Origin of the sequence: Paeniglutamicibacter kerguelensis, assembly GCF_017876535.1 — a bacterium.
GTDB lineage: Bacteria > Actinomycetota > Actinomycetes > Actinomycetales > Micrococcaceae > Paeniglutamicibacter > Paeniglutamicibacter kerguelensis.
The window spans coordinates 2,969,537-2,995,321 of the sequence record NZ_JAGIOF010000001.1 but is presented as its reverse complement, the minus strand read 5'-3'; the positions used below and the strand labels follow the sequence as shown (position 1 = coordinate 2,995,321).

The 25,785-nt window shown below is 64.6% G+C and carries 19 protein-coding genes; 7 read left to right on the top strand and 12 right to left on the bottom strand.

All coding sequences use genetic code 11. From position 1 onward, the window contains the following. The first annotated feature begins 28 nt into the window (after positions 1-28). Together JOF47_RS13775 and JOF47_RS13770 are read left to right on the top strand one after the other, a co-directional pair. A complete protein-coding gene (locus JOF47_RS13775) occupies positions 29-1,537 on the top strand; it encodes an APC family permease (protein ID WP_209999464.1) in 1,509 nt (502 codons plus the stop codon). Positions 1,538-1,612: 75 nt separating this feature from the next. Further along, entirely contained in the window at positions 1,613-3,049 is a 1,437-nt protein-coding gene (locus JOF47_RS13770) for an aldehyde dehydrogenase family protein (RefSeq protein WP_209999463.1), read from the top strand. Positions 3,050-3,124: 75 nt separating this feature from the next. On the opposite strand, the gene JOF47_RS13765 is transcribed toward JOF47_RS13770, so the two are convergent. Together JOF47_RS13765 and JOF47_RS13760 are read right to left on the bottom strand one after the other, a co-directional pair. After that, positions 3,125-3,718, bottom strand: coding sequence for a hypothetical protein (locus tag JOF47_RS13765; protein WP_209999462.1), 594 nt, complete (start codon positions 3,716-3,718; stop codon positions 3,125-3,127). Between the two features lie 285 nt (positions 3,719-4,003). After that, complete coding sequence (locus JOF47_RS13760) at positions 4,004-4,480, bottom strand: Lrp/AsnC family transcriptional regulator (protein ID WP_209999461.1); 477 nt, start codon at positions 4,478-4,480, stop codon at positions 4,004-4,006. Positions 4,481-4,643: 163 nt separating this feature from the next. Here JOF47_RS13760 and JOF47_RS13755 point away from each other — a divergent pair, with 163 nt between their 5' ends. Next, a complete protein-coding gene (locus JOF47_RS13755; protein WP_209999459.1) occupies positions 4,644-5,885 on the top strand; it encodes an MFS transporter in 1,242 nt (413 codons plus the stop codon). Here JOF47_RS13755 and JOF47_RS13750 read toward each other — a convergent pair. From JOF47_RS13750 to JOF47_RS13735, 4 genes are all read right to left on the bottom strand, one after another. After that, the gene (locus JOF47_RS13750; RefSeq protein ID WP_209999458.1) at positions 5,882-6,352 is read right to left on the bottom strand and encodes a hypothetical protein; all 471 of its coding nucleotides are present in this window, start codon (positions 6,350-6,352) and stop codon (positions 5,882-5,884) included. The genes JOF47_RS13755 and JOF47_RS13750 overlap by 4 nt on opposite strands. 133 nt (positions 6,353-6,485) lie before the next feature. Continuing rightward, positions 6,486-6,926: a hypothetical protein gene (locus JOF47_RS13745; protein ID WP_209999457.1), complete on the bottom strand. Its 441-nt coding sequence runs from the start codon at positions 6,924-6,926 to the stop codon at positions 6,486-6,488. 166 nt (positions 6,927-7,092) lie between these two features. Next, positions 7,093-8,466, bottom strand: coding sequence for an aspartate aminotransferase family protein (locus JOF47_RS13740; RefSeq protein ID WP_209999456.1), 1,374 nt, complete (start codon positions 8,464-8,466; stop codon positions 7,093-7,095). A gap of 33 nt (positions 8,467-8,499) precedes the next feature. After that, entirely contained in the window at positions 8,500-9,993 is a 1,494-nt protein-coding gene (locus JOF47_RS13735; RefSeq protein ID WP_209999455.1) for a CoA-acylating methylmalonate-semialdehyde dehydrogenase, read from the bottom strand. Between the two features lie 133 nt (positions 9,994-10,126). Here JOF47_RS13735 and JOF47_RS13730 point away from each other — a divergent pair, with 133 nt between their 5' ends. From JOF47_RS13730 to JOF47_RS13720, 3 genes are all read left to right on the top strand, one after another. Continuing rightward, on the top strand, positions 10,127-11,779 hold the full coding sequence (locus JOF47_RS13730) for a PucR family transcriptional regulator (protein WP_342592782.1): 1,653 nt from the start codon (positions 10,127-10,129) through the stop codon (positions 11,777-11,779). 33 nt (positions 11,780-11,812) lie between these two features. After that, on the top strand, positions 11,813-12,610 hold the full coding sequence (locus JOF47_RS13725) for a gamma-glutamyl-gamma-aminobutyrate hydrolase family protein (protein WP_209999454.1): 798 nt from the start codon (positions 11,813-11,815) through the stop codon (positions 12,608-12,610). Positions 12,611-12,693: 83 nt separating this feature from the next. Continuing rightward, positions 12,694-12,912 carry a hypothetical protein gene (locus tag JOF47_RS13720; RefSeq protein ID WP_209999453.1) on the top strand — a complete coding sequence of 73 codons (219 nt, stop codon included), beginning with the start codon at positions 12,694-12,696 and terminating at the stop codon, positions 12,910-12,912. A 118-nt stretch (positions 12,913-13,030) separates the two neighbouring features. Here the strand turns inward: JOF47_RS13720 and JOF47_RS13715 are convergent, their stop codons facing one another. The 3 genes from JOF47_RS13715 to JOF47_RS13705 form a co-directional block, all read right to left on the bottom strand. Further along, positions 13,031-14,377 carry a purine-cytosine permease family protein gene (locus tag JOF47_RS13715; RefSeq protein ID WP_209999452.1) on the bottom strand — a complete coding sequence of 449 codons (1,347 nt, stop codon included), beginning with the start codon at positions 14,375-14,377 and terminating at the stop codon, positions 13,031-13,033. Positions 14,378-14,740: 363 nt separating this feature from the next. Next, the gene (locus JOF47_RS13710; RefSeq protein WP_209999451.1) at positions 14,741-16,738 is read right to left on the bottom strand and encodes a hydantoinase B/oxoprolinase family protein; all 1,998 of its coding nucleotides are present in this window, start codon (positions 16,736-16,738) and stop codon (positions 14,741-14,743) included. Positions 16,739-16,740: 2 nt separating this feature from the next. Beyond that, positions 16,741-18,795, bottom strand: a complete 2,055-nt coding sequence (locus JOF47_RS13705) for a hydantoinase/oxoprolinase family protein (protein ID WP_209999449.1) — start codon at positions 18,793-18,795, stop codon at positions 16,741-16,743. A 178-nt stretch (positions 18,796-18,973) separates the two neighbouring features. Here JOF47_RS13705 and JOF47_RS13700 point away from each other — a divergent pair, with 178 nt between their 5' ends. Continuing rightward, positions 18,974-20,557, top strand: coding sequence for a PucR family transcriptional regulator (locus tag JOF47_RS13700; protein WP_342592781.1), 1,584 nt, complete (start codon positions 18,974-18,976; stop codon positions 20,555-20,557). Positions 20,558-20,764: 207 nt separating this feature from the next. Here the strand turns inward: JOF47_RS13700 and JOF47_RS13695 are convergent, their stop codons facing one another. From JOF47_RS13695 to JOF47_RS13685, 3 genes are all read right to left on the bottom strand, one after another. Continuing rightward, entirely contained in the window at positions 20,765-21,391 is a 627-nt protein-coding gene (locus tag JOF47_RS13695) for a copper resistance CopC family protein (RefSeq protein WP_209999447.1), read from the bottom strand. Positions 21,392-21,499: 108 nt separating this feature from the next. Then, a complete protein-coding gene (locus JOF47_RS13690) occupies positions 21,500-22,234 on the bottom strand; it encodes a YcnI family copper-binding membrane protein (RefSeq protein WP_209999446.1) in 735 nt (244 codons plus the stop codon). Positions 22,235-23,671: 1,437 nt separating this feature from the next. Continuing rightward, positions 23,672-25,621: an acyl-CoA dehydrogenase family protein gene (locus JOF47_RS13685; RefSeq protein ID WP_209999444.1), complete on the bottom strand. Its 1,950-nt coding sequence runs from the start codon at positions 25,619-25,621 to the stop codon at positions 23,672-23,674. Positions 25,622-25,785: the final 164 nt, after the last annotated feature.

The following is a 25,785-nucleotide window of genomic DNA, read 5'->3' as shown; positions in this document are numbered from 1 at the left end:
GGTAACGAGGCTTCAAGGAGGAATCCCCATGGCAACATCAACCGAATCAAGGGACGCCCAGGCACCGAGCCTGGGCAAACGCACGCTCGGCGTGCCCGCGCTGGTGTTCATGATCATCGCGGCCTCGGCGCCGCTGACGGTGGTCGCCGGCGGCGTGACCAGCAACTACGCGGTCACCGGCGTGCTCGGCATCCCGCTGTCCTTCGTCGTGCTCGGCGTAGTGCTGTTGGTGTTTGCGGTGGGATACACGGCCATGAGCCAGCACGTGCAGAACGCCGGCGCGTTTTACGCTTACGTGGCCCGCGGGCTGGGCAAACCCACGGGCATCGGCGCCGCGTGGGTGGCCTTGGTCAGCTACAACGCCATGCAGATCGGCATCTACGGGATGTTCGGCTTTGCGCTCTCCGATTTCCTCGGCACGTCGTTGGGGCTCTCGGCCCCCTGGTGGGTGTGTGCGCTGATCGGCTGGGCCATCGTGGGCATTCTCGGCGTGAACAAGGTCGACCTCTCCGCCAAGGTGTTGGGAATCGTGGTGGCTTGCGAATTCCTCGTTGTCATCGTCTATGACGTGCTGGCACTCAAGGTCGCGCCCGAAGGGATCTCCACCGAATCCCTCCAGCCGTCCAGCCTCTTTACTGCAGGCGTCGGGGCGGCACTGGCCTTCAGTATCGCCGCCTTCATGGGCTTCGAATCCGGCGCCATCTATGGCGAAGAGGTCAAGGACCCCAAGAACACCCCGCGGCGGGCCACGCTCATTGCGATCGGCATCATCTCCGTCTTCTACGCCTTCTCCGCCTGGGCCATGGCCGTGGGTGAGGGACACAGCGCCGTCATCGAAAATTCGGCGGCCGGTCCGGGCCTGGTCTTTGGATTCCTGGCGGTCCACACCCCGGGGTGGTTCGTCACCCTCGGGAACCTGCTCTTCATCACCAGCCTGCTCGCCGCGCTGATCGCCTTCCACAACGTGGTGGCCCGCTACCTCTTCTCCTTGGGCCGCGAGGGGGTCCTGCCCGCGGCCATGGCCAAGACCAACCCGCGCACCCACGCTCCCGTGGTTGGTTCGCTGACCCAGTCGGTGCTGGCCCTGGCGGTCCTGGTGGTCTTCGCCATCGCCGGGGCCGGGCAGGATGTCATGTTCCCCGTGTTCACCCTGTTCACCTGGCTCACCAACACCGGCGCCTTTGGACTGGTCATGCTCATGGCGCTGACCTCCTTCGCGGTCATCGGCTATTTCCGGAGCGAACCGCACGGACTGGGAAAGTGGACCACCCTGGTGGCGCCGTTGATCGCCGGGATCGCGCTGGTTGTCCTCTTTGGGGCGATCGTGGCGAACTTCGACGTGCTGATCGGTTTGGAAGGCGCCAGCGTCCTGGGCTGGCTGCTGCCCACGATCGTGGTGGTCCCCGGCATCCTGGGGCTGCTTTGGGCCTTCAAGTTACGTTCCGCCCAGCCCGCCGTCTACGCAAGGGTCGGACACGGCGGTGACCTGGCCGACGACGAAACCGATTCCGAAGGCGAAGAGCCCACGCAGCGCTGAGCCAAAGACCCTTCAACGAACGCTTCAACAAACAAGACTTCCGGCAAACCAAGAGACAAGAAAAGGGAACGATCCATGAGCACCGAAACCAACACCGTTGCCACCTACGCCACAGCGGACGAACTGCTTGCCGCAATCCAGCCCGCCATCGGGGGGCGCGAAATCCTCGACCCGGCCACCGGCGAGCTGGTGGGCCGCGCGCCGGAACACGAAGTTGCAGATCTCGAGGCGGCAATCGCCGCCGCCCATGCGGCGCAGCCGGAGTGGGACGCGCTGGGCCACGATGCACGCCGCTCCCTGATGAACCAGGCCGCCGATGCCATTGAGGCAAACGCCGAGGCGCTGGCGCACCTGCTCTCGCGCGAACAGGGCAAGCCGCTGAACGGCCCGAACGCACGCTTCGAGGTCGGCGGCGCAGTAGCCTGGTTGCGTGCTGCCGCGGCATTCGGCCTGGAGGCCGAGGTCATCGTGGACGACGGAACCACCTACGCCGAGATGCACTACCGCCCCTTCGGCGTTGTCGGTGCCATCGGCCCGTGGAACTGGCCGATGATGATCAGTGTCTGGCAGCTGGCCCCGGCCTTGCGCATGGGCAACACCGTGGTGATGAAGCCGAGCGAATACACGCCGCTGAGCGTCCTGGCCTTGGTCCACGTCATCAACCAAGTTCTGCCGGAGGGTGTCCTGCATGTTGTCGCGGGCGGCCGCGACGTGGGCCAGCTGCTGAGCACCCACAAGGACATCGACAAGGTCATGTTCACCGGGTCGACGGCCACCGGCAAGGCCATCATCCGTTCCTCCGCGGACACCGTGAAGCGCCTGACCCTGGAACTGGGCGGCAACGACGCCGGAATCGTGCTGCCCGACGCTGACCCGAAGGCCATCGCCGAGGGCCTTTTCTGGGGCGCGTTCATCAACACCGGCCAGACCTGCGCCGCACTCAAGCGCCTCTACGTGCACGCCGACATCTATGAGGAAGTCTGCGGGGCCTTGACCGAGGTCGCCAAGAACATGCCGATGGGCGTGGGACTGGACGAGGCAAATGTGCTCGGCCCGCTGCAGAACAAGGCCCAGTACGACATCGTCGACTCGCTGGTCCGCAAGGCCACCGACTCCGGTGCCCGCGTGCTGCTCGGCGCCAACCCGTCTGAAGACCAGCCGGGTTACTTCTACCCGAGCACTTTGATCGCGGACATCGCCACCGACAACCCGCTGGTGGTTGAGGAACAGTTCGGCCCGGTCCTCCCGATCGTCAAGTTCGACTCGATCGAGCAGGCAGTCCAGCTGGCCAACGCCCTGGACGTCGGATTGGGTGCCTCCGTGTGGTCCTCCGACCGCGATGCGGCACGCGAGGTCGCCGCACGCCTGCAGGCCGGCACCGTGTGGATCAACAGCCACGGCGGCGTGGATCCGCGCATCCCGTTCGGCGGCGCCAAGACCTCGGGCTACGGCGTCGAGTTCGGCGTCGACGGACTCAAGGCACTGGGCCAGCCACAGGTCATCAACGGCTAATTGCCCCGCTTCATGCCGACAAGGGCGTTGTCTTCACCGTCGTTTTCTTTTGCGACACCGAAGGCAACGCCTTTGCTACTTCACTTCCGCACGCTGTTTCGCTGCCTGCTCCGCCAGAACCGGCTCGGCAATTCTCTGCTGTTCGGGAGAGAAAGCGTAGAGAACTCCAGATTCCTGGGAAACCCACCATTTGCCGCATAGGTGGGTGCTCTGGTTTTCCTTGCCTGTTGGCCACCATTCCGCGCTCAACAACGGTGTTTGGTATTGCTTGGCCACGACGTCGGCGATGTCATCGGGCTTGACGCCCTGCTCGGTTTTCAAGCCAGAGGCAAGTTCCTCGGCAGTCGGCTTTCCGGCGCTGTCCAGTGCGATGCAGGAATCGGGCAACGCGCCGGCATATTTCATGCGCAGGATGCGTTCGTTGCCCGTGGTCCGCTGGATTTCCTTCAACTCCGTTGCCTGATCCGGAACCCAGGCGGGGACGACGTCCTTTTCCTTGCCTTCGGTGCCGGTGGCGAATTCGTGGGTGGAGGTCTTGTCGTACTTCGATTCGATGCCCAGGGCCGAACAGCCGGTCATGGCGAGGCCCGCCAATATTGTTGTGGATACCAACCCGAGCATTTTGAGTCGGTTGGATGCCACAGGGGAGAGCAGAGCGGTACTTGTCATGCTTCCAGCCTAGAAATGCCGGGGCACCGGGCACATCGGACGCGGGGATCATATTCCGGATGCCGAACTAAGTCCCAGGGAGGAGACTGCCCATGCATTCCCCATCCGCAGGTACTATCCGTAGGTGCTGCGCAGAGGGCCCCAGATGTCGCCTCTGGCGGTTGCTTCTCCGAGGGCCAGAGAAAAGCGACGGCGTGGCCACAGGCGTCTATCCGTCCGAGTTCCGGAACCGGCGCTTGCAACAGGCCAACTGGATATGCCGGTCCATGCGAACGCTGCGTCGGGTCATCGCGCAGGCTTGACCAGGCCTTGGAGCAGCGGTTGAATCCGGTAGGGGAGGTGTTCCTTGAGTGCCAGTGACGTCTCGGTGCGCAGCACACCGCGGATGCGCAGAATCGAGCGCAGGGTGCGGTGCAGATCCTTGGTGTCTTGGGCCACGACGCGGCACCACACATCGCCGCGTCCCGAGATTTCATGGACTTCCAACACGCGATCCAAGGACCGCAGTGCCGTGAGTACCGGGTCAAGTTCGCGGTGCGCCACTTCCAAGGTGATGAAGCCCAGAACATCGAACCCCAAGGCGCTCAGGTCCACGTCACGCCCTCCGGATCGAAGCACATTGCGGCTCTCGAGACGACGCATGCGTGAGGAAACGGTATTTCGAGCCACCCCCAGGGAGTCTGCGATATCACCGATTTGGGTTCGGGGGTCTTCCAGCAAGTGAAGCAGGATCCCGACCTCGATCTCATCAAGTACGCTCATGCTGCATCCCATCTTGCTTGTTCAAGCACCAAATCTAATCATCATGATCAGTGATTGCCGATTAGTTGAATTATAGGCATCAACTACTGCCAGAATCTCTGTGACAGTGCGTTGGGCGATCCTCGGCGCGTGGTGCGCGAGCCAAGAATCCAGGAGATGCGCAATGACGGTATTCAGTGAACTTGCCATGCGTCCGCATGCTGACGTTCCCGGCATCCGCGGATGGAATGCGAGCATTCCGGCACGGCTGGTTCTGACAATCTTTACCACGGCGTTGTTGTTGGTGGGAGCCAACCTGGCAACACCGCTCTATCCGTTGTTGCAGTCACGCTTGGGGCTGGGGCCCTTTGCGGTGACGCTTACATTTTCCTCCTACGTCCTCGCCCTGATCCTTGGTCTGGTGCTGTACGGCCACTGGTCGGACCACCTTGGCCGACGCGCGGCATTGGTGCTTGCCGTGGTCGTGGGATTGGGCGGTGAAGTCGTCTTTGCAACGGCTGACGGGTTGGGCGCGCTGATGATTGGCCGTTCGCTTCAAGGAGCGGCCGTGGCCATGGCCATCGGTGCAAGCGGTGCCGCCCTTCGGGAACTGCTGCCCAAGCACCCGCGCTGGGCCAGCCGCTTCACGCTGCTGGCGTCGACCGGCGGCGTGGCGCTGGGTCCGATTGTGGGTGGATTCCTTGCAGCCTACGGCGAGCCCACACGGACTCCCTTCATCGTCCATGCGCTGCTCATGGCAGCCATGCTCGTTCCCCTGTGCATGGTCCGCGCACGCCCGGCCATCGCGCCGACGCCTGGCGAATACGCCGTGCTGAAACCGCAAAAACCACGGCTCAGCGAGACGGTTCGCTCCCAATTCTGGGTGACGTCGCTCGTCGGGTTCCTCAGCTTTGCGCTCTTTGGCTTTTGCTTGTCGCTTGGCCCCGGGTACTTTGCCCAGGCAACGGGTGTGCATTCTGCCGTAGGCACGGGGACGCTGGCTTCCTTGGTGTTGCTGGGCTCCGCCGGAATCCAGCTGGTGGCACCTGCTCGCGGCTCGTCGTTGCCCGGCGCGCTCGTCGTCATGGCGGTGTCGTCGGTGCTGATCGTTGTTTCCGCCGAATCGGAGCTGTTGTGGATGCTTTGTTTGGCCATGCTGGGTGCAGGAATCGGGCAAGGCATTGCATTCCAATCCGCCTTCCACCGCCTGTCGGTGAGCTTGCCGGCGCAGGAAAGTGCCAGGGTGTTCAGCTCCGTCTACGTGGTGACGTATCTCGGCAGTGCCGCTCCGGTCGTGGGTCTCGGCGCGTTGACGGGGAGCCTCGGCATTACCGTGGCGGCATGGGTTTTTGTTTCTGTCGTTGCTGGCGGTTGCTTGCTTCTCGCTGCTGCGGCAGTGAAATTTTCCCGGACGTCCCGGGCCTAACGGAGCTCCAGCACGGGCTCGGCGTCGTCCGCGGGGCCCGTCTCAATGGCGGGGTCCAAGAGCTCGGGTTCGTGCTCCGGACCAACGAGCACTTCTATGCCGCTTGCGGGGCGGCCCCTGCCGTCGACCAAATCAACAACGGCCCACGTGCCGTTCCAGCTGGTCATCGTCACGTCGCTAACGTCGTAGCGTGCTTCCACATTGGTGCCGAGATTCCGGGTCGATTCGTTCCAGCCCACGGCGGCGGTGATCGAGGCGGCAAGCACCAGGACCAAGCAGAAGATTGCCACGCCGGACTGGACCCGCAGGTCCTTGCGGCGTGCATAGGTCTGCAAACCGTCGGCATCGGCGCGGAACTTCTTCCATCGCACCAGTGCGCTGATACCCAGCGGGATTGCGAAAACAGCGCAAATGACGGCGCCTGCCACGTAGAGCAGCGGTGTCAGGAAATCGATGGGTAGGTACATCTGCCCATACTAGACACACAAATACCGCTTCCACATGCACCTTTAGGCGTATGCTCTCGCCCGTTCACTAGATCCGGGTTCTTATTCGGCACGCTCCGAACGAGTGTTCGCTCCCTCCCCGATCGGGACAGTGCTACGGCGTCGGGGCTGCGGTGTGGCGCAGACGGGCCGCCCACCAGGTGGAAGGGTCGTCACTGGTGGCGGTCACCGATATCTCGCCTGCGGGGAGTTCCACCGTCGAGGTGACGAATCCAGACCCATCGCAACCACCCTGTCCTTCGCCCAACGTTTCTTCCGAGTGGCTGATGGTGAACGTTGCCTCCGTGGTTCCCTGGCATGCCCTGTCGAAGGCGTACCACCCCGCCTTCACGTCGGTGATGGTGATGGTGGCGCCAGTGGTTCCGCCTCCGGAGGACACGCTGTCATCGTCCTTGTATTCGTCGTCCAAGACGGCATCAAACCATGCTTGGCCGCGAACCGGGTCAGGGGTAGGTGCCGGGGTCGAACATCCTGCCAGGCCAAGGGCAAACAAGGCCAGGAATCCGGTGGTGAGGTGTATTTTTGTCAGACGCATGGGCAATACCCTAGGTCCGAAACGCGAGAGCCATCAACGGTGACACGTGGCACGGGCGAGACGGCGCGGAGCCGGGAACGGCCGCCCGGTCGACAGCGCAAACGACGGCTGGCCTGGTGCCCGGGAAAGTCCCGGGCACCAGGCCAGCCGTTTACTCCAGCGCTGCTTAGGCTTCGACGAAGGCGTCGGCCACCGACAAGGCCTCGTCAAGCATGGCCAAACCTGCGCGCAGGTCCTCGTCGCTGATGTTCAGCGGCGGAACCACGTGGATGCGGTTGAAGTTCACGAACGGCAACATGCCGGCCTTCTTCAACGCACCGGTCACGGCTGCCATGGCCGGCGAGGATCCGCCGTAGGGTGCCAGCGGCTCGCGGGTCTCGCAGTTGGCGACCAGCTCGACGGCCCAGAAGCAACCGGTTCCGCGGACGTCGCCCACGGAAGGGTGCTTGGCCTTGATCTCGGCCAGGGCCGGACCGATGATGTCCTCGCCGATGCGGGCGGCGTTCTCCACCATGCCCTCTTCCTTCATGGCGTTGATCGTCGCAACGGCCGCGGCGGATGCCAGCGGGTGGCCGGAGTACGTCAGGCCGCCCGGGTAGACGCGGTCGCGGAAGGTCTCGAAGATGGCATCGGAGATGGCCACGCCGCCGAGCGGAACGTAACCGGAGTTCACGCCCTTGGCGAAGGTGAGCAGGTCCGGGGTCACGTTCCAGTGGTTCACGGAGAACCACTTTCCGGCGCGGCCGAAGCCGGCCATGACCTCGTCGGCGATGAAGACGATGCCGTACTTGGTGGTCAGCTCGCGCACGCCCTCCATGTAGCCCGCCGGCGGCACGTAGATGCCGGCGCTGCCCGGGATCGACTCCAAGACCAGGGCGCCGATGCTGCTCGGGCCCTCCAGGATGATGGTGTCTTCCAGGTGGCGCAGTGCGCGCTCGGTCTCTTCGGCCTCCGTGGTGGAGTGGAAGTAGGAGCGGTACGGGTAGGCCGGGAAGAAGTGCACGACGCCGTCGGTGGCGTTGTCGGAGGCGACGCGGCGCGGGTCTCCGGTGACGTTCACGGCCAGGTGCGTGCCGCCGTGGTAGCTGCGGTACGCGGCCAGGACCTTGTTCTTGCCGGTGTGCAGGCGGGCCATTCGGATCGCGTGCTCGTTGGCGTCGGCGCCGCCGTTGGTGAAGAAGATGCGGTTCAGGTCGCCGGGGGTCAGCTCGGCGATCAGGCGTGCGGCTTCCGAGCGTGCGTCGTTGACGTACTGCGGGGCGATGGTGCAGATCTGTGCCGCCTGCTCCTGGATCGCCGCGACGACCTTCGGGTGCTGGTGGCCGATGTTGGTGTTGACCAGCTGCGAGGAGAAGTCGAGCAGCTTGTTGCCCGCCCCGTCCCAGACCCAGGAGCCCTCGGTCTTGACGATGGCCATCGGGTCGAACGGACCCTGCGCCTGCCAGGAGTGGAAGACGTGTGCGCGGTCCAGCTCGTGGGCGCGCGCGCCGGCTGCGATCTGCTCGGCGGTGATGGTTTCGGTGCTCACATCGATGCTCATGATGGGAATGCCCTTTCTGACGGTTCTTTGAGCCTAGGCGTTCTGCGGGAAGCCGAGGTTCAGGCCGCCGTGGCTCGGGTCGAGCCAGCGGGAGGTGACAACCTTGCCGCGGGTGAAGAACTGGATGCCCTCGGCGCCGTAGGCGTGGGTGTCGCCGAAGAGCGAGTTCTTCCAGCCGCCGAAGGAGTAGTAGGCCATCGGCACCGGGATCGGCACGTTGATGCCGACCATGCCGACCTGGATCTCGTTCTCGAAGCGGCGAGCGGCGCCGCCGTCGTTGGTGAAGATCGCGGTGCCGTTGCCGTACGGGTTGGAGTTGATGGTCTCGATGCCCTCGTCGAAGGACTCGACGCGGACCACGGAGAGGACCGGGCCGAAGATCTCGTCGGTGTAGATCGACATGTCGGTGGTGACGTTGTCGAAGAGGGTCGGGTTCAGGAAGAAGCCCTCGCCGTCGGCATCCGGGGAAACCTGGCGGCCGTCGAGCACCATGGTGGCGCCTGCGGCTTCGCCGGCGTCGATGTAGCCTGCAACCTTGTCGCGGTGTGCGGCGGTGACCAGCGGGCCCATGTCGCAGCCGCGGGTTCCGTCGCCGACGCGCAGGGTGCGGGTGCGCTCGGCGATCTTCTCGACCAGTTCGTCGGCGATCGAGTCGATGGCGACGATGGCGGAGATGGCCATGCAGCGTTCGCCCGCGGCGCCGAAGCCGGCGTTGACGGCGGCGTCGGCGGCCAGGTCCAGGTCCGCATCCGGGAGGACCAGCATGTGGTTCTTGGCGCCGCCGAGGGCCTGGACGCGCTTGCCGTGGGCGGTGCCGGTGGCGTAGACGTACTGGGCGATCGGGGTCGAGCCCACGAAGGAGACGGAGGAGACGCGCGGGTCGGTCAACAGGGTGTCGACCGATTCCTTGTCGCCGTGCACCACGTTGAAGACGCCGTCCGGAAGGCCGGCTTCCTTCCAAAGTTCCGCCATCCACTGTGCGGCGGTCGGGTCCTTTTCGCTGGGCTTCAGGACAACGGAGTTGCCGGCGGCGATGGCGATCGGGAAGAACCACATCGGCACCATGGCCGGGAAGTTGAACGGGGAGATGATGGCGGAGACGCCGAGCGGCTGGCGGATCGAGTGGACGTCGATCTTGGTGGAGGCGTTCTCCGTGTAGCCGCCCTTGACCAAGTGCGGGATGCCGCAGGCGTACTCGACGACCTCGAGGCCGCGGGCGATTTCGCCCATCGCGTCGTCAAGCACCTTGCCGTGTTCGGCGGTGATGATCGCGGCGAGCTCGCCCTTGCGCTTGTTGAGCAGTTCGCGGTAGTTGAACAGGATCTGTGCGCGGCGGGTCAGCGAGGTGTCGCGCCATCCCGGGAATGCGGCGTGGGCTGCGGCGATGACCTCGGCGGTGGTTTCGGCACTGGCCAGTGCAACGCGGGAGCTGACCTCGCCGGTGGCGGGGTTCATGACATCGGCGTAGCGGGAATCGGCCGGGGCTTCGAGGGTGGCGCCGTTGGACCAGTGAGCGAGAGTCTGCACGTGGGTTGTCCTTTCAAGACATGGTGGTGAAACGTTGTTTCACGGTGTTCCTGGTTCAATTGTGTCGACTGGGTCACGCCGGCGACATTGGCAATGTGTAAGTTCTTTTGCCCACGGCAATACACTGTGTTCTGTGAACCATGTCTCAAGCGTTGAAGCACCGGGGGTCCCGGCAGTCCTGAGCATTGCCCGCATCATGGAATTGTCCGTGGTGCGGCGGGGGGACCCGGAGGTGCTCAGCGGGTTCGAGCTGTTGGGCACCCCGGTGCGCTGGGTCCACGTGACCGAAACCCCGGACCTCGCCGAGCTGCTGACCGGCGGGGAGCTGGTGCTCACCACGGGCATGGCCTTCGGTGAAGGAGGAGCCGGCGTGGGGGATTTCCTCCACCAGGTCCGGGTCGCCGGCGCCGTGGGAATCCTGGTGGAACTGGTGCCGGGCGTAAGCCGGAACGTGGATGCCACCATCTCCGCACTGCGCGAGGCCGCAAGCCTTATGGACTTTCCCGTCGCGCTGCTGCACCGGCGGGTCAGGTTCGTGGAAATCACCGAGGTGGTCCACCGCATGCTGGTATCCGACCAGCTCGCAGCGCTTGAACGCTCGCGCACCATCCACGAGGTGTTCACCGCGTTGAGCCTGGAGAACGCGGACGAGGATGAGATCGTCTCGCGGACTGCAAGATTGATCGGGGCGCCGGTGGTGCTCGAGGACGTGGCACACCTGGTGTTGGCCTTCGATGCCTCGGATACTGACCGGGCGGAATTGCTGGCCCGTTGGGCCGAGCGTTCCCGCCGGGTCGGCTACCTGGAATCCACGGGCCGCGGGGCGGGGGAGGAAAGCTGGTTGCAGACACCCGTGGGGGTGCGCGGGCAACGCTGGGGCAGGCTGGTGGTGCCGGGCGATCTTGCGGACGACGATGACGCGGCCATGGTGCTGGAACGCGCCGGCCAGACCCTTTCCATTGCCCGTCTGGCCGGCCGGGACCAGAAGGAATTGCTGCACCAGGCGCGGGCCGGCCTGTTGCACGAACTTCGCCAGGCGCACTCGCTGAGCGCGGACGAGGTGCTCGTGCGGTCCATGGCCCTGGGGCTGGCGGACGTGGCGCACTACGTCCCGGTGGTCCTGCGCCTGGATATGCACAGCGGGCAAACCCCCACCGGTTTGCAGCTGCGCGAACGCGAACTGCTGGAGGCGCTGCTCGCCGTGCTGGACTCCTCCAGGGCCACGGCGCTCAGTGCCAGCCTGCAGTCGGGGCAGATCGGCATGGTGCTGGGCGTGAGCGCCAAGCAGCTCGAGGAGCCGCTGCTCGAGCGCATCTTCCGGCAGCTGTCCCGGGGGCAGGCCGGCATCGACTGGTCGGTGGGCGTCGGGCACGGGCGGGGAAGCGTCAAGGACGCAGCGCGCGGGTTGGACGAGGCCGCCCAGGTCGCCGAGATCGTCGCGACCTTCGACACCAAGGCCCGCCCCTTCTACCGTTTCACCGATGTGCGGCTGCACGGCCTGCTGGCGCTGATGCAGGGCGACGTCCGCGTGAAGTCCTTCGCGGAGGCGGAGCTGGCGGGGATCCTTGATCCGCCGGACGCCGCGGCCCTGGAACTGCTTGAGCTCTACCTCAAGCACGGGGGCAACAAGTCGGCGCTGGCCCGCACCGGGTTCCTCAGCCGGCCCGCGCTGTACGCCCGGCTGGAAAAACTCGAGGACAGGCTGGGGGTCAGCCTCGAGGATGCCGAGTCGCGCACCTCCCTGCACGTTGCCATGCTCTGGTACAGGCTTAACGGAAACCAATAGCCGGTGGCCGGGTCCCGGCTGTAGGGTTTTTCCATGACCAGCGAACTTCCGTTGATTGCCCTGACGGCCCCCGTCCACTCGTCCTCCTACGACGAGGCCTACGGTGCCGACATCGGCAGGCTCGCGGCGCTGGCCGTGGCGGGCATCGAAGCCGCCGGCGGCCGCGCGCTGCTGCTGGATGCTTCCGGGGCAAACCTCTCGGCAAATGCCACGGAGCTGGTGGACATCGGCTCGGTCGATGGGTTGCTGGTGCTCGGGGGAGGGGACGTCGACCCGGCCCTCTATGGCAGTGCGGGGCACCCAAGTATTAATGGGGTGGACCGGCGCGCGGACGACCTTGAGCTGGCGCTCATCGGGGCTGCCCGCTCGGCCGACCGCCCGATCTTTGCGATCTGCCGCGGAACCCAACTGCTCAACGTTGCCTTCGGCGGAACCCTTATCGAAGACCTCGGGGCGGACTCCTTCCACAAGGACCACACGCCGGCCGAGGACATGGTCGAACACGAAGTGATGCTGGTGGCCGAAACGCGGTTGCGGGGCATCCTGGGGTCGGGGCACGCCACCGTCATGTCATCGCACCACCAGGCCGTGGATGAACTCGGCGAGGGGCTGATCGTCTCGGCGCTCGCCGAGGACGGAATCGTTGAAGCCATCGAGGTGCCCGAGTCGGAGAACGGTGAATGGATCCTGGGCGTGCAATGGCATCCCGAGGAAACCGGCACTCCAGCGGGGCAATTCGGGGCGCTGCTCGAAGCGTTCGTGCAAGAGGCGGTCGTGAGGCGCGAGCAACGCACTGCCGAAGCCGAGGACTTGCAGGCGCTGCGCCCGTAGCGGTCTGGCCGAATGCGCCTTCGCCGGCCGCGGCCCGAGCTCAATTCGGTGATCGTATTCGGCGTGGCCCAGACTGGGCAGGCATGGTCACGCTGGCACTGGGCTGCCCGGTCAATCTCAAGGGCGGAGCGCCAGCCGGCCATGCCGATGCGAAGCTCATCGATGAGCTTGCCCCGGTGCCCGGTTTGCCCACGTTGCCGTTCGCGAACGCCGCAGAAGCGTTGCTGGAGATCGCCGGGAGAAATGACCTGACAAGCCAGCGGGTACTTGTCACCACGCCGAACGGATGGCGGGCAACCTAGGGGCAAGACATCCGACGCCAACAGGGCGTTCAGGTGATGGCGTTGCCTTAAACCGAAGTGCGGTGCGGGAATCCAATGGCGATTCCCGCACCGCACTTCGTATGCCCGGATGACTTGGTCAGCTGTTGGCCACTGCGGCTTCCCGGACATTGGGCGCGTGGCGCGAACCTCGCAGCATCACCGCGTAGATGATCGCCGCAAGCACCGGGGTGATCAGCGAACCGACGTTGGATCCCCACGCGGTGCCCGACTGGATCAGCGCGATGCCTACCGTAGCGGAGACCATCCACGCTGCGACGCCGGCACGGTTGATGGCGGGGAACGCGGCGTCGGGCACGGAACCGTCAAGTGCGCGGAGACCGTCGCGCTTTTCGAACCAGATGTGCACCAATGCGATGGCAACCCAGCCGGTGACAAGCGCACCCTGCCAGGACAGCGCCAGCAGCAGGTACTTGACCACCGGCAGCAGCATCAGCAGGTAGATGATCACAGCACCGATGCCGACCCAGGCCAGCGACGGCAACCGCAGGCGCAGCGCACGCTCGCCGAATTCGCGCAGGTTCGAAATGCCCAGGGCGTAGTTGGCGGTGTTGATGCGGGTCTGCGACACGAAGATCACCAGCAGGCCCAATGGGCCCATGAGCTGGACCAGGGCGCCGGCAACACCGGTTTCCGTGGCTTCCGCACCCGGAACGGTAAAGGTGAGGTAGATGCCGATCAGCGAGTTGACGCCGAACGCCAGGGTGTAAAAGAGCCAGCCGAAGGTGTAACGCTGGTGGAACTTCACGTCCTTGGCGCGGCCCAGCGCCGCGAAGTCCATGGTGTACATCATCAAGATCCAGACACCCATGAAGGCGGCGCAGGTGGCAAGCCATCCCGGCCCGCCGGAGGCGAAGGGAAGCTGTCCCGTGGAGTGGGTCAGCCAGGCGTTTCCGTTGGGGTGCGCGATGCCGGCCCAGATGACCGCGGTGATCAGCCCGCCCCAGTAGACGGGAAGCAGCCAGCCGTTGACCTTGTCCAGCCAGCGCTGGATGCCGCCGGCGATCAGCGGGATCGTGTAGAGCACCACCAGTGCGTACCAAAGTTGGATGGGCCCGCCGAATTGGGCCTGGAAGGCGTAGCCAAGGATGGCGCCTTCGAAGACCGCGTAGTAGATGGCCGTTGCGGCGAAGATGAGCGTGGCCAGCACCGCGCCCTTGCGCCCAAGCAGGGTGCGGGAGAACTGGGCGACGGTGAGTCCGTGCTTCAGTGCATAGCCGGCCAGAACGCGGTTGATCGCGCCGTAGATCACGATGGTGATGGCCAGGCCGATCAGGGTGTCCTTGGTGCCGTAGGCCTGGGCCAGCGAAGCGCCGATGTAGATGAAGAACATGGCCGAGACCAGGCCGTACCAGGCCATGGACAGGGACCCCGCGCTCATCTTGGAATTGGCGGCTTCTTGAACCACCGGTGATTGTGTTGACAAGGTACTTCTCCTCAAAAACAGGCATGGGCCATGGAATCCCCGGGATGGGCCCGGGGCATGCCTGATGCCGGATGTGGGTGATAAGGAAGGGACTTGAGGCGGCCGCGAGTTGGCCGCGGCCCGGTGAAGCGTGTCTAACAAGAGCCGCCCATGCGCGGCGCGGGGAATCCGGAAGCCGGATCCCCGGTTCCACCTCGAGGTGCCGGTGCTTTGCCGAAGCGGGGACTCCGCGGGTGGAAGGGTGTTGCCCCCCCCCCCCCCGCGAAAGGGGATGGTTCCAAGGCCATACGGGATGCGGATGAAAACGGGGGCTGTCAAAGACTTCCATCCGCATCCCGTATGGCCGGGGGGTGCTCCGGGGTGTTAGTCCCAGTGGGAGGACGAGCGGCGCGCCATCAGCTGGCGGTACTCGGCCGTGGTGTTCTCGAAGAGTTCACCGGTTCCCCAGTCGAGAATCACGCCGTGGCGGCGGATCACATCGAGCATCGGGAGGCTGCCGTTGCGGTAGTTCTCGGCAATGACCTTCGGGTCTTCGGTGAGCCAGCCGACGCGGGAGGCACGGATCTCGGCTCGCAGGGCCTCCGTCGCGGCCTCGTCGATTTCGAACTCGTCGAGTTCGGCGTCGATTTCCCGGATGACCACGCCGTAGTCCTTCGCGGCACGATCCAGGGAAACGTAGCCGTCGATGACGTCCTCGCGGACCTCCACGGCGGTGCGCAGCAACGGGTCGCCGTAGCCTCCGCCGCCGGCCGAGGGACGGGTGAAGGAGTCGCCGGACTGCACCGGAACCGAGGAGAAGTTCGAGCCGAGGAAGCGTTCCTCATCGGTGCCCTTGTTCAGCCAGACCCCGTGCGGAATGGAGGGCAGGCCGCCCTCGATGCCCCAGGTGATGGAGCGGGCGCGGTCGCAGCAGTAACTCATCACGGTGTCGAACGCGTCGGTGAGCACGCCGCCCTTTTCGATGCCCAGGCCGCCGCGGTACCGGCCCGGTCCTGCCGAGTCGATGGCGATCTCGTGGCGGGTGGTCAGCACGGGGGAGAGGCGTTCCTGCCCCTCGACCGGCTGCACCGCCAGGCCCGGGCCGAAGACCGGCGCGGTGGCGCTGGAGCCGTCCTTGGAGGCGCGTCCGCCCCAACCGCCGGCCATCCAGTCGTACCACATGAAGTACTGGTTGGCGGGGGTGCGGGCGTCCTTGCCGCCGACCAGCAGATACTCGAGGTTGAACGCACACGCCATGGCGCGCTCCGGCATGATCTGGCTCCAGAGTTCGAAGATGCCGTTCATGATCTTCTCGTACGGGCCCGAGCAGAAGCCCGTGACCGCAAACGGCCATCCGGCGTTGACAACCGAACCCTCTTCGCCGATCTCGGCCTGTACCGCGGCGTAGAAGCCGGAGTTCAGCGGCACATCCGGGAAGAACGTCTTGGTGCCTGCATAGATGGCCGAGTGGGTGGTTCCGTAACCGGAGTTCAGGAACGTCGCCACGGCCGGTGCGGATCCGGAGAGGTCGTAGTGGATGCCGGTGCCGTCAAGCTTCAGCTTGATCTTGATCGGCACCAGGCCCTCGCCCTTGCCCGGGTCCACGTCGATGTAGTCGGTGGTTTCCCATTCGCCCTGGGGCAGCGACACCAGCTGGCGGCGCACGATGCGCTCCACGTAGTCCTGGGTTTCCTGCATGGCCTCAAGCACCGTGTCCTTGGAATACTTCTCCACCAGTCGGTGCAGTTCGCGCTCGCAGACCGCGGTGGCCTCGGACTGGGCGTGCAAATCGCCCATGGCCTGGCGCGGGGCGCGGGTGTTGGAGACCAGCAGCTGGGCGACGTCGTGCAGGAAGACGCCCTTGGACCAGACGCGCACCGGGGTGATGCGCAGGCCCTCGCCGAAGTGTTCCTTGGCGTTCACGTCGAAGGATCCCGGCACGTTGCCGCCGATGTCCGCCCAGTGGCCCTTGTTCTGCGCAAACGCGATGACCTCGCCGCCGGCGAAGATCGGGCGGATGAAGGAAACGTCATTGAAGTGGGTTCCGCCGCGGTAGGGGTCGTTGATGGCAAAGACGTCGCCGGGGTGGATGTCCGTGCCGAATTCCTCGATCACGGCCTTGCACTGGAAATGTAGCGTGCCCACGTGCACGGCGATGTCGCCGGAGCCCTGCATCACGGTGTTTCCGGCCGCGTCGCACAGGGCCGAGGAGAAGTCGCGGGAGTAGATCACGAACGAGTAGCAGGTGCGCAGGATCTGTTCGCTCATCAGGTCAACGGAGGTGGCGAACGCGTTCTTCAACACCTCGAAGGTCACCGGGTCGAGCGTGGAGTTTGCCGGGAGCTCTGCCAGGCTTTCTGGGGCCAAGAGTGTATCGGTCATGACTAGGACTCCTTGGTGGATGGAAGATCGTGCATGTGGATGCGGATATTGCCCCAGCCGTCGATTTCGGCGGTGGTGCGCGGCGGAACCACCGTGGTGGAGTCCAGCTGGTCGACGATGGCCGGGCCGTCGAACGTGGCGCCGGCGGGCAGCCGGTCGCGGTCGTAGACGGGTGTGGTGACCCACCCCGTTTCGCCGAAGTAGACCTCGCGCACCGAAGCCGGCGAGCCCGGGTCTGAGCTGAGCTCGGTGGCGGGAACGAACGCGGGCTTCGGGGTCTTGCCGATCGCGCTGAGCAGCAGCTGGTAGATCTCCACCGGCTGGTCGTCCTGGCGGAAGGCGAATTCGCGCTCGTGCTCCTGGTGGAAGGTTTCGATTGCCGCCTCCAGCGCGCCGCGGCCGGAGCCGATCCGGACGGAGAGCGAACGCCACTGGCCGGCGTAGCGCATGGAGATCTCGCGCTGCAGCACCGCGTTCTCATCGCTCACCCCCTCGTGGCGCAGGCGGGCCGTCGCCTCCTTTTCCAGTGCCGCAAACTGGGCTTCCACCGCTGCCGGGTCGGTTTCGGAGGCGAGCCCGGTGAACATGGCCGACAGGTCGTGGCGGATGTCGACGAGCAGGCAGCCCAGCGCGGAGGTCACCCCCGGGTTTGCCGGAACCACCACGGTGGGGATGTTCAGCTCGCGGGCCACCTCGGCGCCGTGCAGGGCACCGGCCCCGCCGAAGGCGATCAGCGCGAAGTCGCGCGGGTCGTAGCCGCGGCGGATGGAGATCAGGCGGACGGCGTCGGCCATGTTGGCATTGGCCACCTGCAGGACAGCGTGTGCGGCCTCGGCCTCTTCCATGCCCAGCGGACCCGCGATGACGCGGTTGATGGCCTCGCGGGAGAGCTCACGGTCCAGGGTCTTGGCGCCACCGGCCAAGGACGTGCCCAGGCGGTTCAGCGTCACGTTGGCGTCGCAGTTGGTCGGCTGGTCGCCGCCGGTGCCGTAGCAAGCCGGTCCCGGTGCGGCGCCCGCGGACTGTGGGCCGTTGCGCAACGAGCCTGCGATGTCGATGTGGGCCAGCGAGCCGCCGCCGGCGCCGATGGTCAAGACCTCGATCGAGGGGAAGACTATCGGGTGGCCGTATTCGACCTGCCATTCCTTGGTGATGCGCAATTCGCCGCCGGAGACCAGCGCGATGTCGGTGGAGGTACCGCCCATGTCAAGGCCCACCGCGTTTTCATAGCCGCATTGCTGGGCCACGTGCTTGGCGGCGATGGCGCCGGCTGCGATGCCGGAGGCCGCAAGCCGGACCGGGTAGCGCTTGACCATGCGCGGGGTCATCGAGCCGCCGCCGGAGTGCAGCAGCAACAGGTCGCCGGTGTAGCCGCCATCCTTGAGCTGTTCGGCCAACCGGTCCACATAGCCAGTGACCAGCGGGGCCAGTACGGCATTGGAAACGGCGGTGTTGAAGCGGTCGTGTTCGAAGATTTCCGGGAGGATCTCCGCGGAGGTGGAGACTGTTGCCCCGGGAAGCTCTTCTTCGAGGATTTCGCGCATGCGGATCTCGTTGCCCGGGTTGGCGTAGGAGTTGATGAAGCAGACGGCGATGGTGCTCACGCCGCGCTTGCGCAACAGGGCAGCAAGGGTGCGCGCCGCCTGCTCATCCAGGGGGGTGATGACCTTGCCGGAGAAGTCGACGCGCTCGGAGACCTCAAAACGGTCACGGCGGCGGATGTAGGGGCCCGAAACGTCGTTGTAGGCATCCCAAAGATCATCCTTGGTGCCGTCGCGAATTTCGATGACGTCACGGAATCCCTTGGTGGTGACCATGGCCGCCGAGGGGAACTTGCGGGTGATCAGCGCGTTGGTTGCAACCGTGGTTCCGTGCGAGAAAAGCGAAACGTCGGCCAGGTTGATCTCGGCGCGCTTGACGCCGCTCATCACGGCAATCATCGGGTCGTGGGGTGTTGACGGGACCTTGGTTACCCGCATTTTCTGGGTTTCTTCATCGAAAATGCAAACATCGGTGAAGGTGCCTCCGACGTCCACGGCGACTCGTACGTTGGCCATCTAGTGCTCCTTGAAGTGGTTCGAAGAAAAGTGCTGAGACAACGATGCTGTGTGATGTGGATCTCTGTCACTGGTGGAAATCAAAGAACGATCGGACTAGATTGTAATTTCTACAAAAGCCCACGTGGATGTGCCCAATATCTGGACTTCCGGGGTTCCCGGCGAACAAAGGTCCAAGGTGAAAGAACCACGCGTATTACGGCTCAGCGACTTGTTGGCGCAAAAGGCATTCGGCATGGAACTGGTTGTGCCCGGCGTCGGCGACCCCGAAGTGACAGGTGCCCACACCTCCGAAATCCATGAGCCCGCCCGTTGGTTTGAGCCGGGAAATGTCATGCTGACCACGGGAATGCGTTTGCTCAGCGACGCGCACCCGGCGGCGCCGGCCAGAGAACTTGTTGCAGGCCTGCGCCGGGCCAAAATCGCGGCCCTGCTCTTCGGTGTGGGGGTGTACTACGAGCGGATCCCGCCGGCGCTGGTTGACGCCTGCACCGAATCGGAGGTTCCGCTGGTTTCGGTGGCGCAGGAGGTGCCGTTCCAGCAGATCGAGAACTTCGTCAACCGAAGCGCGCCGGCACCCGACTCGTACGGGCTCAAGCGGATAATGTGGCTGACCAACGACCTGCTCGACAGCATCTCCACCGAGGAACCCATTCGTTCGCTGATCGCCAGGCTGGCAACCGCATGCCGGGGAACGGCGGTCCTCTACGGGGCATCAGGCGAGATCATCGAATCCACCGGAGAGGGTCCCACCAACCTAATTTTCAGTGCCATCAGTTCCCAACCTGCGCGCTATGACCGGGTCTCGATCGGCCGTTGGGAAGTCATGTACCGTTCCATGGTGCTGCGCGGGCGCGGCTACCACCTGGCCATCGCCACCCGCCAGGGCGCAATGCTCGATGACCTGGGGGACGTGTTGCTTGAAACAACCCAGCGCATGCTCGGCGCCATCAACGGCATCAGCCACCTGGACATCTCCCGACAGCGACACGACAACGCGCAAATGCTGACAAGCTTGCAGGACGGCATTGGCGTCTCGCGCGAACTGCGCTACTGGGAACTGCTCAAGCCCTTCGGGTTCAAGGGGTTCGAACCCGTCAGGGCCGTTGTTGCAACAACGCTCAACGACGCCGCGCTGCTGCCGGCGCGGGTGGACGCGCTGATTGATTCGGCCGAGCGGCTGGGGCTTCCCATGCTGTTCGCAGAGAACGGGAAGACCCCGGAAGTGCCCGCCGGATTCCATGCCGTGATGCCCCAGATCCGGGCGACCGACCAGTGGCTGGCAGCGAACACCGGCGACCTGGTGGTGGGGTTGAGCGAGACCTCCAGCGCGCTGTCATACATTCCCGAACTCTTCGCGGACGCCGACCTTGCCGCCGCCATCGCACGTCGGCGCTTGGCCGCGGGCTCGGGCTCGGGGCAAGGTTGCATGGTGAAGATGGAAGACGCGGACCCGGCCAGCTGGTTGCTCGCCAGGCTGAAAAGCCCCACCGACCGCAAACGGCTGAACGGCTTTGTGCAGCCGCTACGGCACGACAAGGAGCTGGTGGAGACGGTTCAGGGCTACTTGGCCATGGACCAGGACATCGCCCGGGTGGCGGCGTGGCTTTACGTGCACCCCAACACGGTGCGATACCGGATCAAGAAGGCCGGAGAGATGCTCGGCGGATCATTGAATGAAGCGGGCATCATCAGCAACTTGTACTTGGCCTACCACGATGAAATCGGTCGTTTGCGCATACTGCATGCCCAGCCCGCGTAGGTTCTGCATACTTTCTCCCTGGCGCGGTCGGCCACACGGCAATCCATGCGCCGGTGCCCTCCGGTGCCGAAGATCCGGGATCCGAGCCACTCGAAGTCCCCGGAGAGCAGCGTCTTGGCCAGCTTCCGCAGACGCCCCCGGAGACTTGGAGCACCGGCCTTTCACAAACCGTCGTATTCCTGCGTGCGTCGATGCTCGCCGGGGGGATTAGTTCCCCGGGGTCTCATCATCCGCCTTGAGTCGGCTGCGCCGGCGCTTGCTGGCGGCAATACCCACAATGACAACCACGACGACTCCAATTCCGGCTGCTAGCCCGCCCCATGGGATGTTGTAATCCGTCGTGGCGGTCGGATGCGTCGCGGATTGCGTCGCTGGCTGTGCGGCTGGCGCCGGGGGCGATGTCGGCACCGGGGCGGGTTGACTGGAATCCGGTTCGGGTCCCTGGGAGGTGAAGCTGAAGGTTCCTTCGATGGGGTGTGAATCCGAGGAAACGATCCGCCATTGGACGGTGAATTTTCCGGCAGGTGCCCCCGCTCGGATGGCCTGTGAAACCTGGTTGTCCACGATGGAAACAGGTCCGTCGGCCCAATTGGTTCCGTTGCCGTCAAAGACGAGGATTTCGGCACCGAGCGCAATCGGAGTGTTGCTGAAGGTCAGGCCAATGGTCGATGGAGCAGTGGATAAGGTTGCCCCGTCCTCCGGGTTGGTGCCCACCAGTACATCGTGGGCCTGTGCTGCCGTTGCGGGGAAAATGACGACGGTCAGCGACAGGAATGCCAATAGAACCAGAGCCGTCTGACGGAACAAACAGCGGGTCAATGAGAACGAATCCATGGGGGAATATCCCTTCAAGAATGGATTGGGGGCAACGAATGGAGATGCCGGGCGCGGGGTCGGCCATGTCGATGATCCCGCGCCCGGACGTGCAGGCAGTTTTGCCTGTTACTTTCCTGTGTTGGTATTGCGTCGCCCGGACAAAACCAGGCCCAGTGCAATGCCGCCCAAGAGCAGCCCTGTCGCGCCAAGCACGATTCCCCAGACAGCGGAACCGCTGACGGGGGCTTGGGTATTTGATGTTGCCACGGGGGCCAGCGCATCCATTGTGTGGTGGCCCGTGGCCGTGTCATCCTCGGCGGTGGTGACGAAGGATGGAGCCGGGTGTTCCGGTTCCGGCTGTCCTTCGACTGCAGGCTGGTCCCAGCTCACCACGGTGCCGTCGGTGTAGGTCTGTGCCGCCGGCAGCGTGAGGGTGGTTCCCGCAACGGGGAGCTTGCCAACCGACAGGGAGAAGGTTTGGTACTCATTTTGGCCAATGGCGTGTGCCGCATCAGCTGTCCAGACCACGGAAGTCGCGGCCTTGGTGACAGTTGTGCCGGAGACCGTGACGGGCTTAGGCAGCGTGGTCGTGACCACCTTGGCGTTCCATCCTGCAACAGGTTGCACCGCAACGTAGGTGAAAGGTGCATCGGTGGGCAACTTGACCTCCAGTTTGTTTGTCTTCGCCGTTGGCGACTCGTTGGGCACGGTGAACGCCAAATGCGCGTAGCCGTTTGCAGTTGGGTTGTCCGGGGTGACGTGTACGTGGGCGGATGCGGCGGAAGCTCCAACGGCGAGCAGAGCAGTGGCGAGGGCGCCGGAAGCGATGGCCTTAATGGTGCGTCGGGTGGTGGTTTTCATGATGGTGCCTTTCAAGGATGGTTTCCGCCAGACGGCGCGAAACCAGATGAGAAGTATGGAAAAGAAGGGGGTTGCTTCGAATGCGTATCCGGCGTCACCTGTGAGCCAACTAGAGAACGATCCACTCAAAGGGTGCAGCTACGGCAGTAGCCGTCGGCGTTGTCCATTCAAGGGGGACGCTCAGACGGAATGCCGGGGCGCAACCGGGAACGGCAAAGCGCACCGGGCTTCCGGGTGGTGCCCGCCCAACGAACCGGTTTTCCCGGACCCGGGAAACACTCTCGGCAATGCACATCCACGACCCGTTTCCGGAGCACATATCCTGGCAACAACCACGAGATGAGCGCAAAAATCACTTGGATTGAGGAGACGGGAATCCGCATGAGAGCTTCTTCCACGGCTTTCTCCGGCGTAGGTCAAAGTGCCGTCGCGGCACCGCTGGTATCGCGGATGAGCAGGATGACTCAGGACAATCGAAGGCAGGGCACAGCAAAGAAAGTGGTGCCGTCGGAGCGATGCCTAGGACACGCTTGCGTGTGCGGGAGGGCCCCTGTGCCTCATGACAGGCAGGGGAAGGCCCAAATTAGAAAGGGGAAACAGTTTGGTTGTCGCGCTCGCCTTCAGGCGTCTCGGGGCCGGTGCCCAAACATGAACGAGCCTCAAAACCAGAGTGATTTTTAGCCGGAAGGCTTCCACGAGCCGGACGGCACTCACTTCTCCGTATCGGAGAAATAGAACCGTCAAGATGGCGGCCACTGCGTGGCCAAACCACATCTGTACTCCGTGGCCGGAGAGTTCTGCAACCGGGATTGTGAAGGTGATAGGCGGAGTTGCTGCCATCCCGGCGTGGGCATGGTGCATATCCGTAATCAGTGGCGAAGCCGAAGTCCGAGCGGGCGCATTGCCGATCCCAAAAACCATATGGAAGAACGCCTGGCTGGCCAGTACGCCGAGGGCCATCCGTGTGAGTGACAATAGGCGGCCGGCCAACGTACAACAGATCGACCCGGATACTGCCAACGAGAGTATGACAAGCAGTGGGTGGGGCGCTGCGCCTCCGCCGAGCACATGGGAAACGGCTGCAGTGCCCGTGGCAAAAAGTGCGCCGATCCAGCCGCGGGCAACGCGGGAACCACGTGATGTCATGTCCCCTCCTGTCGCCCAGCGCCGGTGGCCTTTGGTATTTTCTTGATCATCATAAACGTTCTACATGCCGTCGAATGCAGGCCGGTGAATGCTTTTAGCCTGCATGCCGTCGGATCATCAAACCTATTTGCCTCTCGAAACGCGGTTGGCGTTTTGGCATGGACCATCAAAAGGATCGGTTCGCAGATATTGCGACACCGAAGGCGTCATCGGGCGTCCAATCCTAAATCATGCGGAATTCAGCCAGCGATTCAGGTGTTTGCCTTGCTGCCGTTCACAAGCCGGATGTGCTCATTCCGCGTAGGGCCTGCGCACGTCCGGACCCGGCATATCCGTCCACCCGGCAATCCATTCTCCGGTGCCCTCCGAGGTGTCGATGATGCCGGATTCGAGCCACTCGAAATCCCCGGCGAGCACCTTCTTGGTCAGCTTACGGTCGGTCTTGTCGCTGTTGGCCCAGAGTTCCTTGAACAGGGCCTCGCAGCGATGCTCGGATTGTTCGCAGAAGGCGAGGGCAAGCAGCTCGGCCGAGTCTGCGTGGCCGGGATCCGTGGCGCGCATGAGCTCGACACGCGAGATGCACGCCGCCATGGCAAAGAGCTCGGCACCGAGGTCGACGACCCTGCCCAGGAAGGCCTGGTGCGATTCCATGCCGGCCTGCCAGGTGGCCATGCCGGCAAAGGTGTGCCTGGCCAGCCGTCGCGAGGAACGTTCGATGAACCGCAGGTAGGGGGCCAGACGTCCGTGGTCCGCGTAGGAATTGGGTAGCAGGCCCGAGCCCACGGCCAGCGTGGGCAGCCACTTGGCGTAGAAGCCGGAGGCGCCCAGTGCCGCCTTCGCCTTGGCCTGCAGGTCCGCGTCTTTGCTGGCCAGGTCCCCGGCGGCCTTCAGGTGCGCGTCGACGGCCTCGCGGGCAATGATCAGGTGCATGATTTCGGTGGATCCCTCGAAGATGCGGTTGATCCGCAGGTCGCGCAGCAACTGCTCGACCGGGACCGCGCGTTCCCCGCGGGCACGAAGGGAGGCGGCTGTCTCATAGCCGCGGCCGCCGCGGATTTGCACCAGCTCGTCGGCGATCTTGCAGGACACCTCCGAGGAGAAGAGCTTGGCCAGCGCGGCCTCGATGCGCACGTCCTTCATGCCCGCATCCGCGAGGCCGGCAGAGAGCTCGAAGACGGACTCCAAGGCAAAGGTGCTGGCAGCGATGTAGGCGATCTTCTTGCCCACAGCCTCGTGCTCGCCCACCGGCTTGCCCCACTGGACGCGGGCGTTTGACCACTCGCGGGCGATCTTCAGCGACCACTTTCCGGCCCCCGCGCACATGGCGGGGATCGAGAGGCGCCCGGTGTTCAGCGTGCTGAGCGCGATCTTCAGTCCGGCGCCCTCCTTGCCCAGACGGTTTTCGACGGGGACGACCACGTCGCGGAAGCGGGTCACCCCGTTTTCAATGCCTTTCAGGCCCATGAATGCGTTGCGGTTCTCGACCGTGATGCCGGGGGAGTCCGCCTCCACCACAAAGGCGCTGATGCCGCCGCGGGCCATGGATCCGTCCGGCAACCGGTGGCCGGGCACCGTGGCCATGACCACCAGCAGTTCCGCCACGACTCCGTTGGTGGTCCAGAGCTTGGAGCCGTTGATGCTGTAGCTCTTGCCGTCTTCCGACAGCGTCGCGGTGGTTCCCAGCCGGGCGGGGTCCGACCCGACGTCGTTTTCGGTGAGCAGGAACGCCGAGATCGCACCGGCGGCGCAGCGGGGGAGGAAGGCCTGTTTTTGTTCCTCGGAGCCGAACATCTTCACGGGTTCCGGCACGCCGATGGATTGGTGGGCGGACAACAATGCGCCCATGCTCGGGCTCACGGTGCCCACCAGCATCAGGGACCGGCCATAGTCCAACAGGCTCAACCCCAGGCCGCCGTACTTCAGCGGAATCTTCATGCCGAAGGCGCCGATTTCCCGCAACGTCCGGATGTAGGCATCGGGAATGCGGGCCTCGCGCTCGATGACTGCCGCATCGAAACCTTCCAGCGCCGCCCGCAGCTCCTTCAGGAAGGCCGCGCCGCGGGCCGCGACTTCGGCATCGGGTCGCGGGTGCGGGTGGACCAGTGCCCAGTTGAAGTCGCCCATGTAGAGGCCCTTGGCAAAGCTGGGGCGCTCCCAAACCTGTTCGCGGGCATCTTCGGCAACCTGCCGGGCTGTTTTTTCATCGATGCGTTCAGTGGAGGGGCGATCATCAATGCTCATGGCGAATCCTCTGTCGTATACGAAGGGCCAGCCACGGTGGGTTGTGCGGACCCGGACGGATACTGGCCAGCCTAGCCGCGGAGTCTTGTTGCCGATAGGGGACGTGACTTGAGCGGTGCCGGAGGCGGCGTGGCGGTGGCCGTCGTTTGTCATCGCCGCGGGCG

Bases quoted from the DNA above. Each gene is read 5' to 3' on its own strand.
- JOF47_RS13775 (WP_209999464.1), top strand. From the start codon at position 29: ATGGCAACATCAACCGAATCAAGGGACGCCCAGGCACCGAGCCTGGGC.
- JOF47_RS13740 (WP_209999456.1), bottom strand. From the start codon at position 8,466: ATGAGCATCGATGTGAGCACCGAAACCATCACCGCCGAGCAGATCGCA.
- JOF47_RS13750 (WP_209999458.1), bottom strand. From the start codon at position 6,352: ATGTACCTACCCATCGATTTCCTGACACCGCTGCTCTACGTGGCAGGC.
- JOF47_RS13745 (WP_209999457.1), bottom strand. From the start codon at position 6,926: ATGCGTCTGACAAAAATACACCTCACCACCGGATTCCTGGCCTTGTTT.
- JOF47_RS13710 (WP_209999451.1), bottom strand. From the start codon at position 16,738: ATGACCGATACACTCTTGGCCCCAGAAAGCCTGGCAGAGCTCCCGGCA.
- JOF47_RS13770 (WP_209999463.1), top strand. From the start codon at position 1,613: ATGAGCACCGAAACCAACACCGTTGCCACCTACGCCACAGCGGACGAA.
- JOF47_RS13705 (WP_209999449.1), bottom strand. From the start codon at position 18,795: ATGGCCAACGTACGAGTCGCCGTGGACGTCGGAGGCACCTTCACCGAT.
- JOF47_RS13765 (WP_209999462.1), bottom strand. From the start codon at position 3,718: ATGACAAGTACCGCTCTGCTCTCCCCTGTGGCATCCAACCGACTCAAA.
- JOF47_RS13690 (WP_209999446.1), bottom strand. From the start codon at position 22,234: ATGAAAACCACCACCCGACGCACCATTAAGGCCATCGCTTCCGGCGCC.
- JOF47_RS13755 (WP_209999459.1), top strand. From the start codon at position 4,644: ATGACGGTATTCAGTGAACTTGCCATGCGTCCGCATGCTGACGTTCCC.
- JOF47_RS13685 (WP_209999444.1), bottom strand. From the start codon at position 25,621: ATGAGCATTGATGATCGCCCCTCCACTGAACGCATCGATGAAAAAACA.
- JOF47_RS13725 (WP_209999454.1), top strand. From the start codon at position 11,813: ATGACCAGCGAACTTCCGTTGATTGCCCTGACGGCCCCCGTCCACTCG.
- JOF47_RS13695 (WP_209999447.1), bottom strand. From the start codon at position 21,391: ATGGATTCGTTCTCATTGACCCGCTGTTTGTTCCGTCAGACGGCTCTG.
- JOF47_RS13720 (WP_209999453.1), top strand. From the start codon at position 12,694: ATGGTCACGCTGGCACTGGGCTGCCCGGTCAATCTCAAGGGCGGAGCG.
- JOF47_RS13760 (WP_209999461.1), bottom strand. From the start codon at position 4,480: ATGAGCGTACTTGATGAGATCGAGGTCGGGATCCTGCTTCACTTGCTG.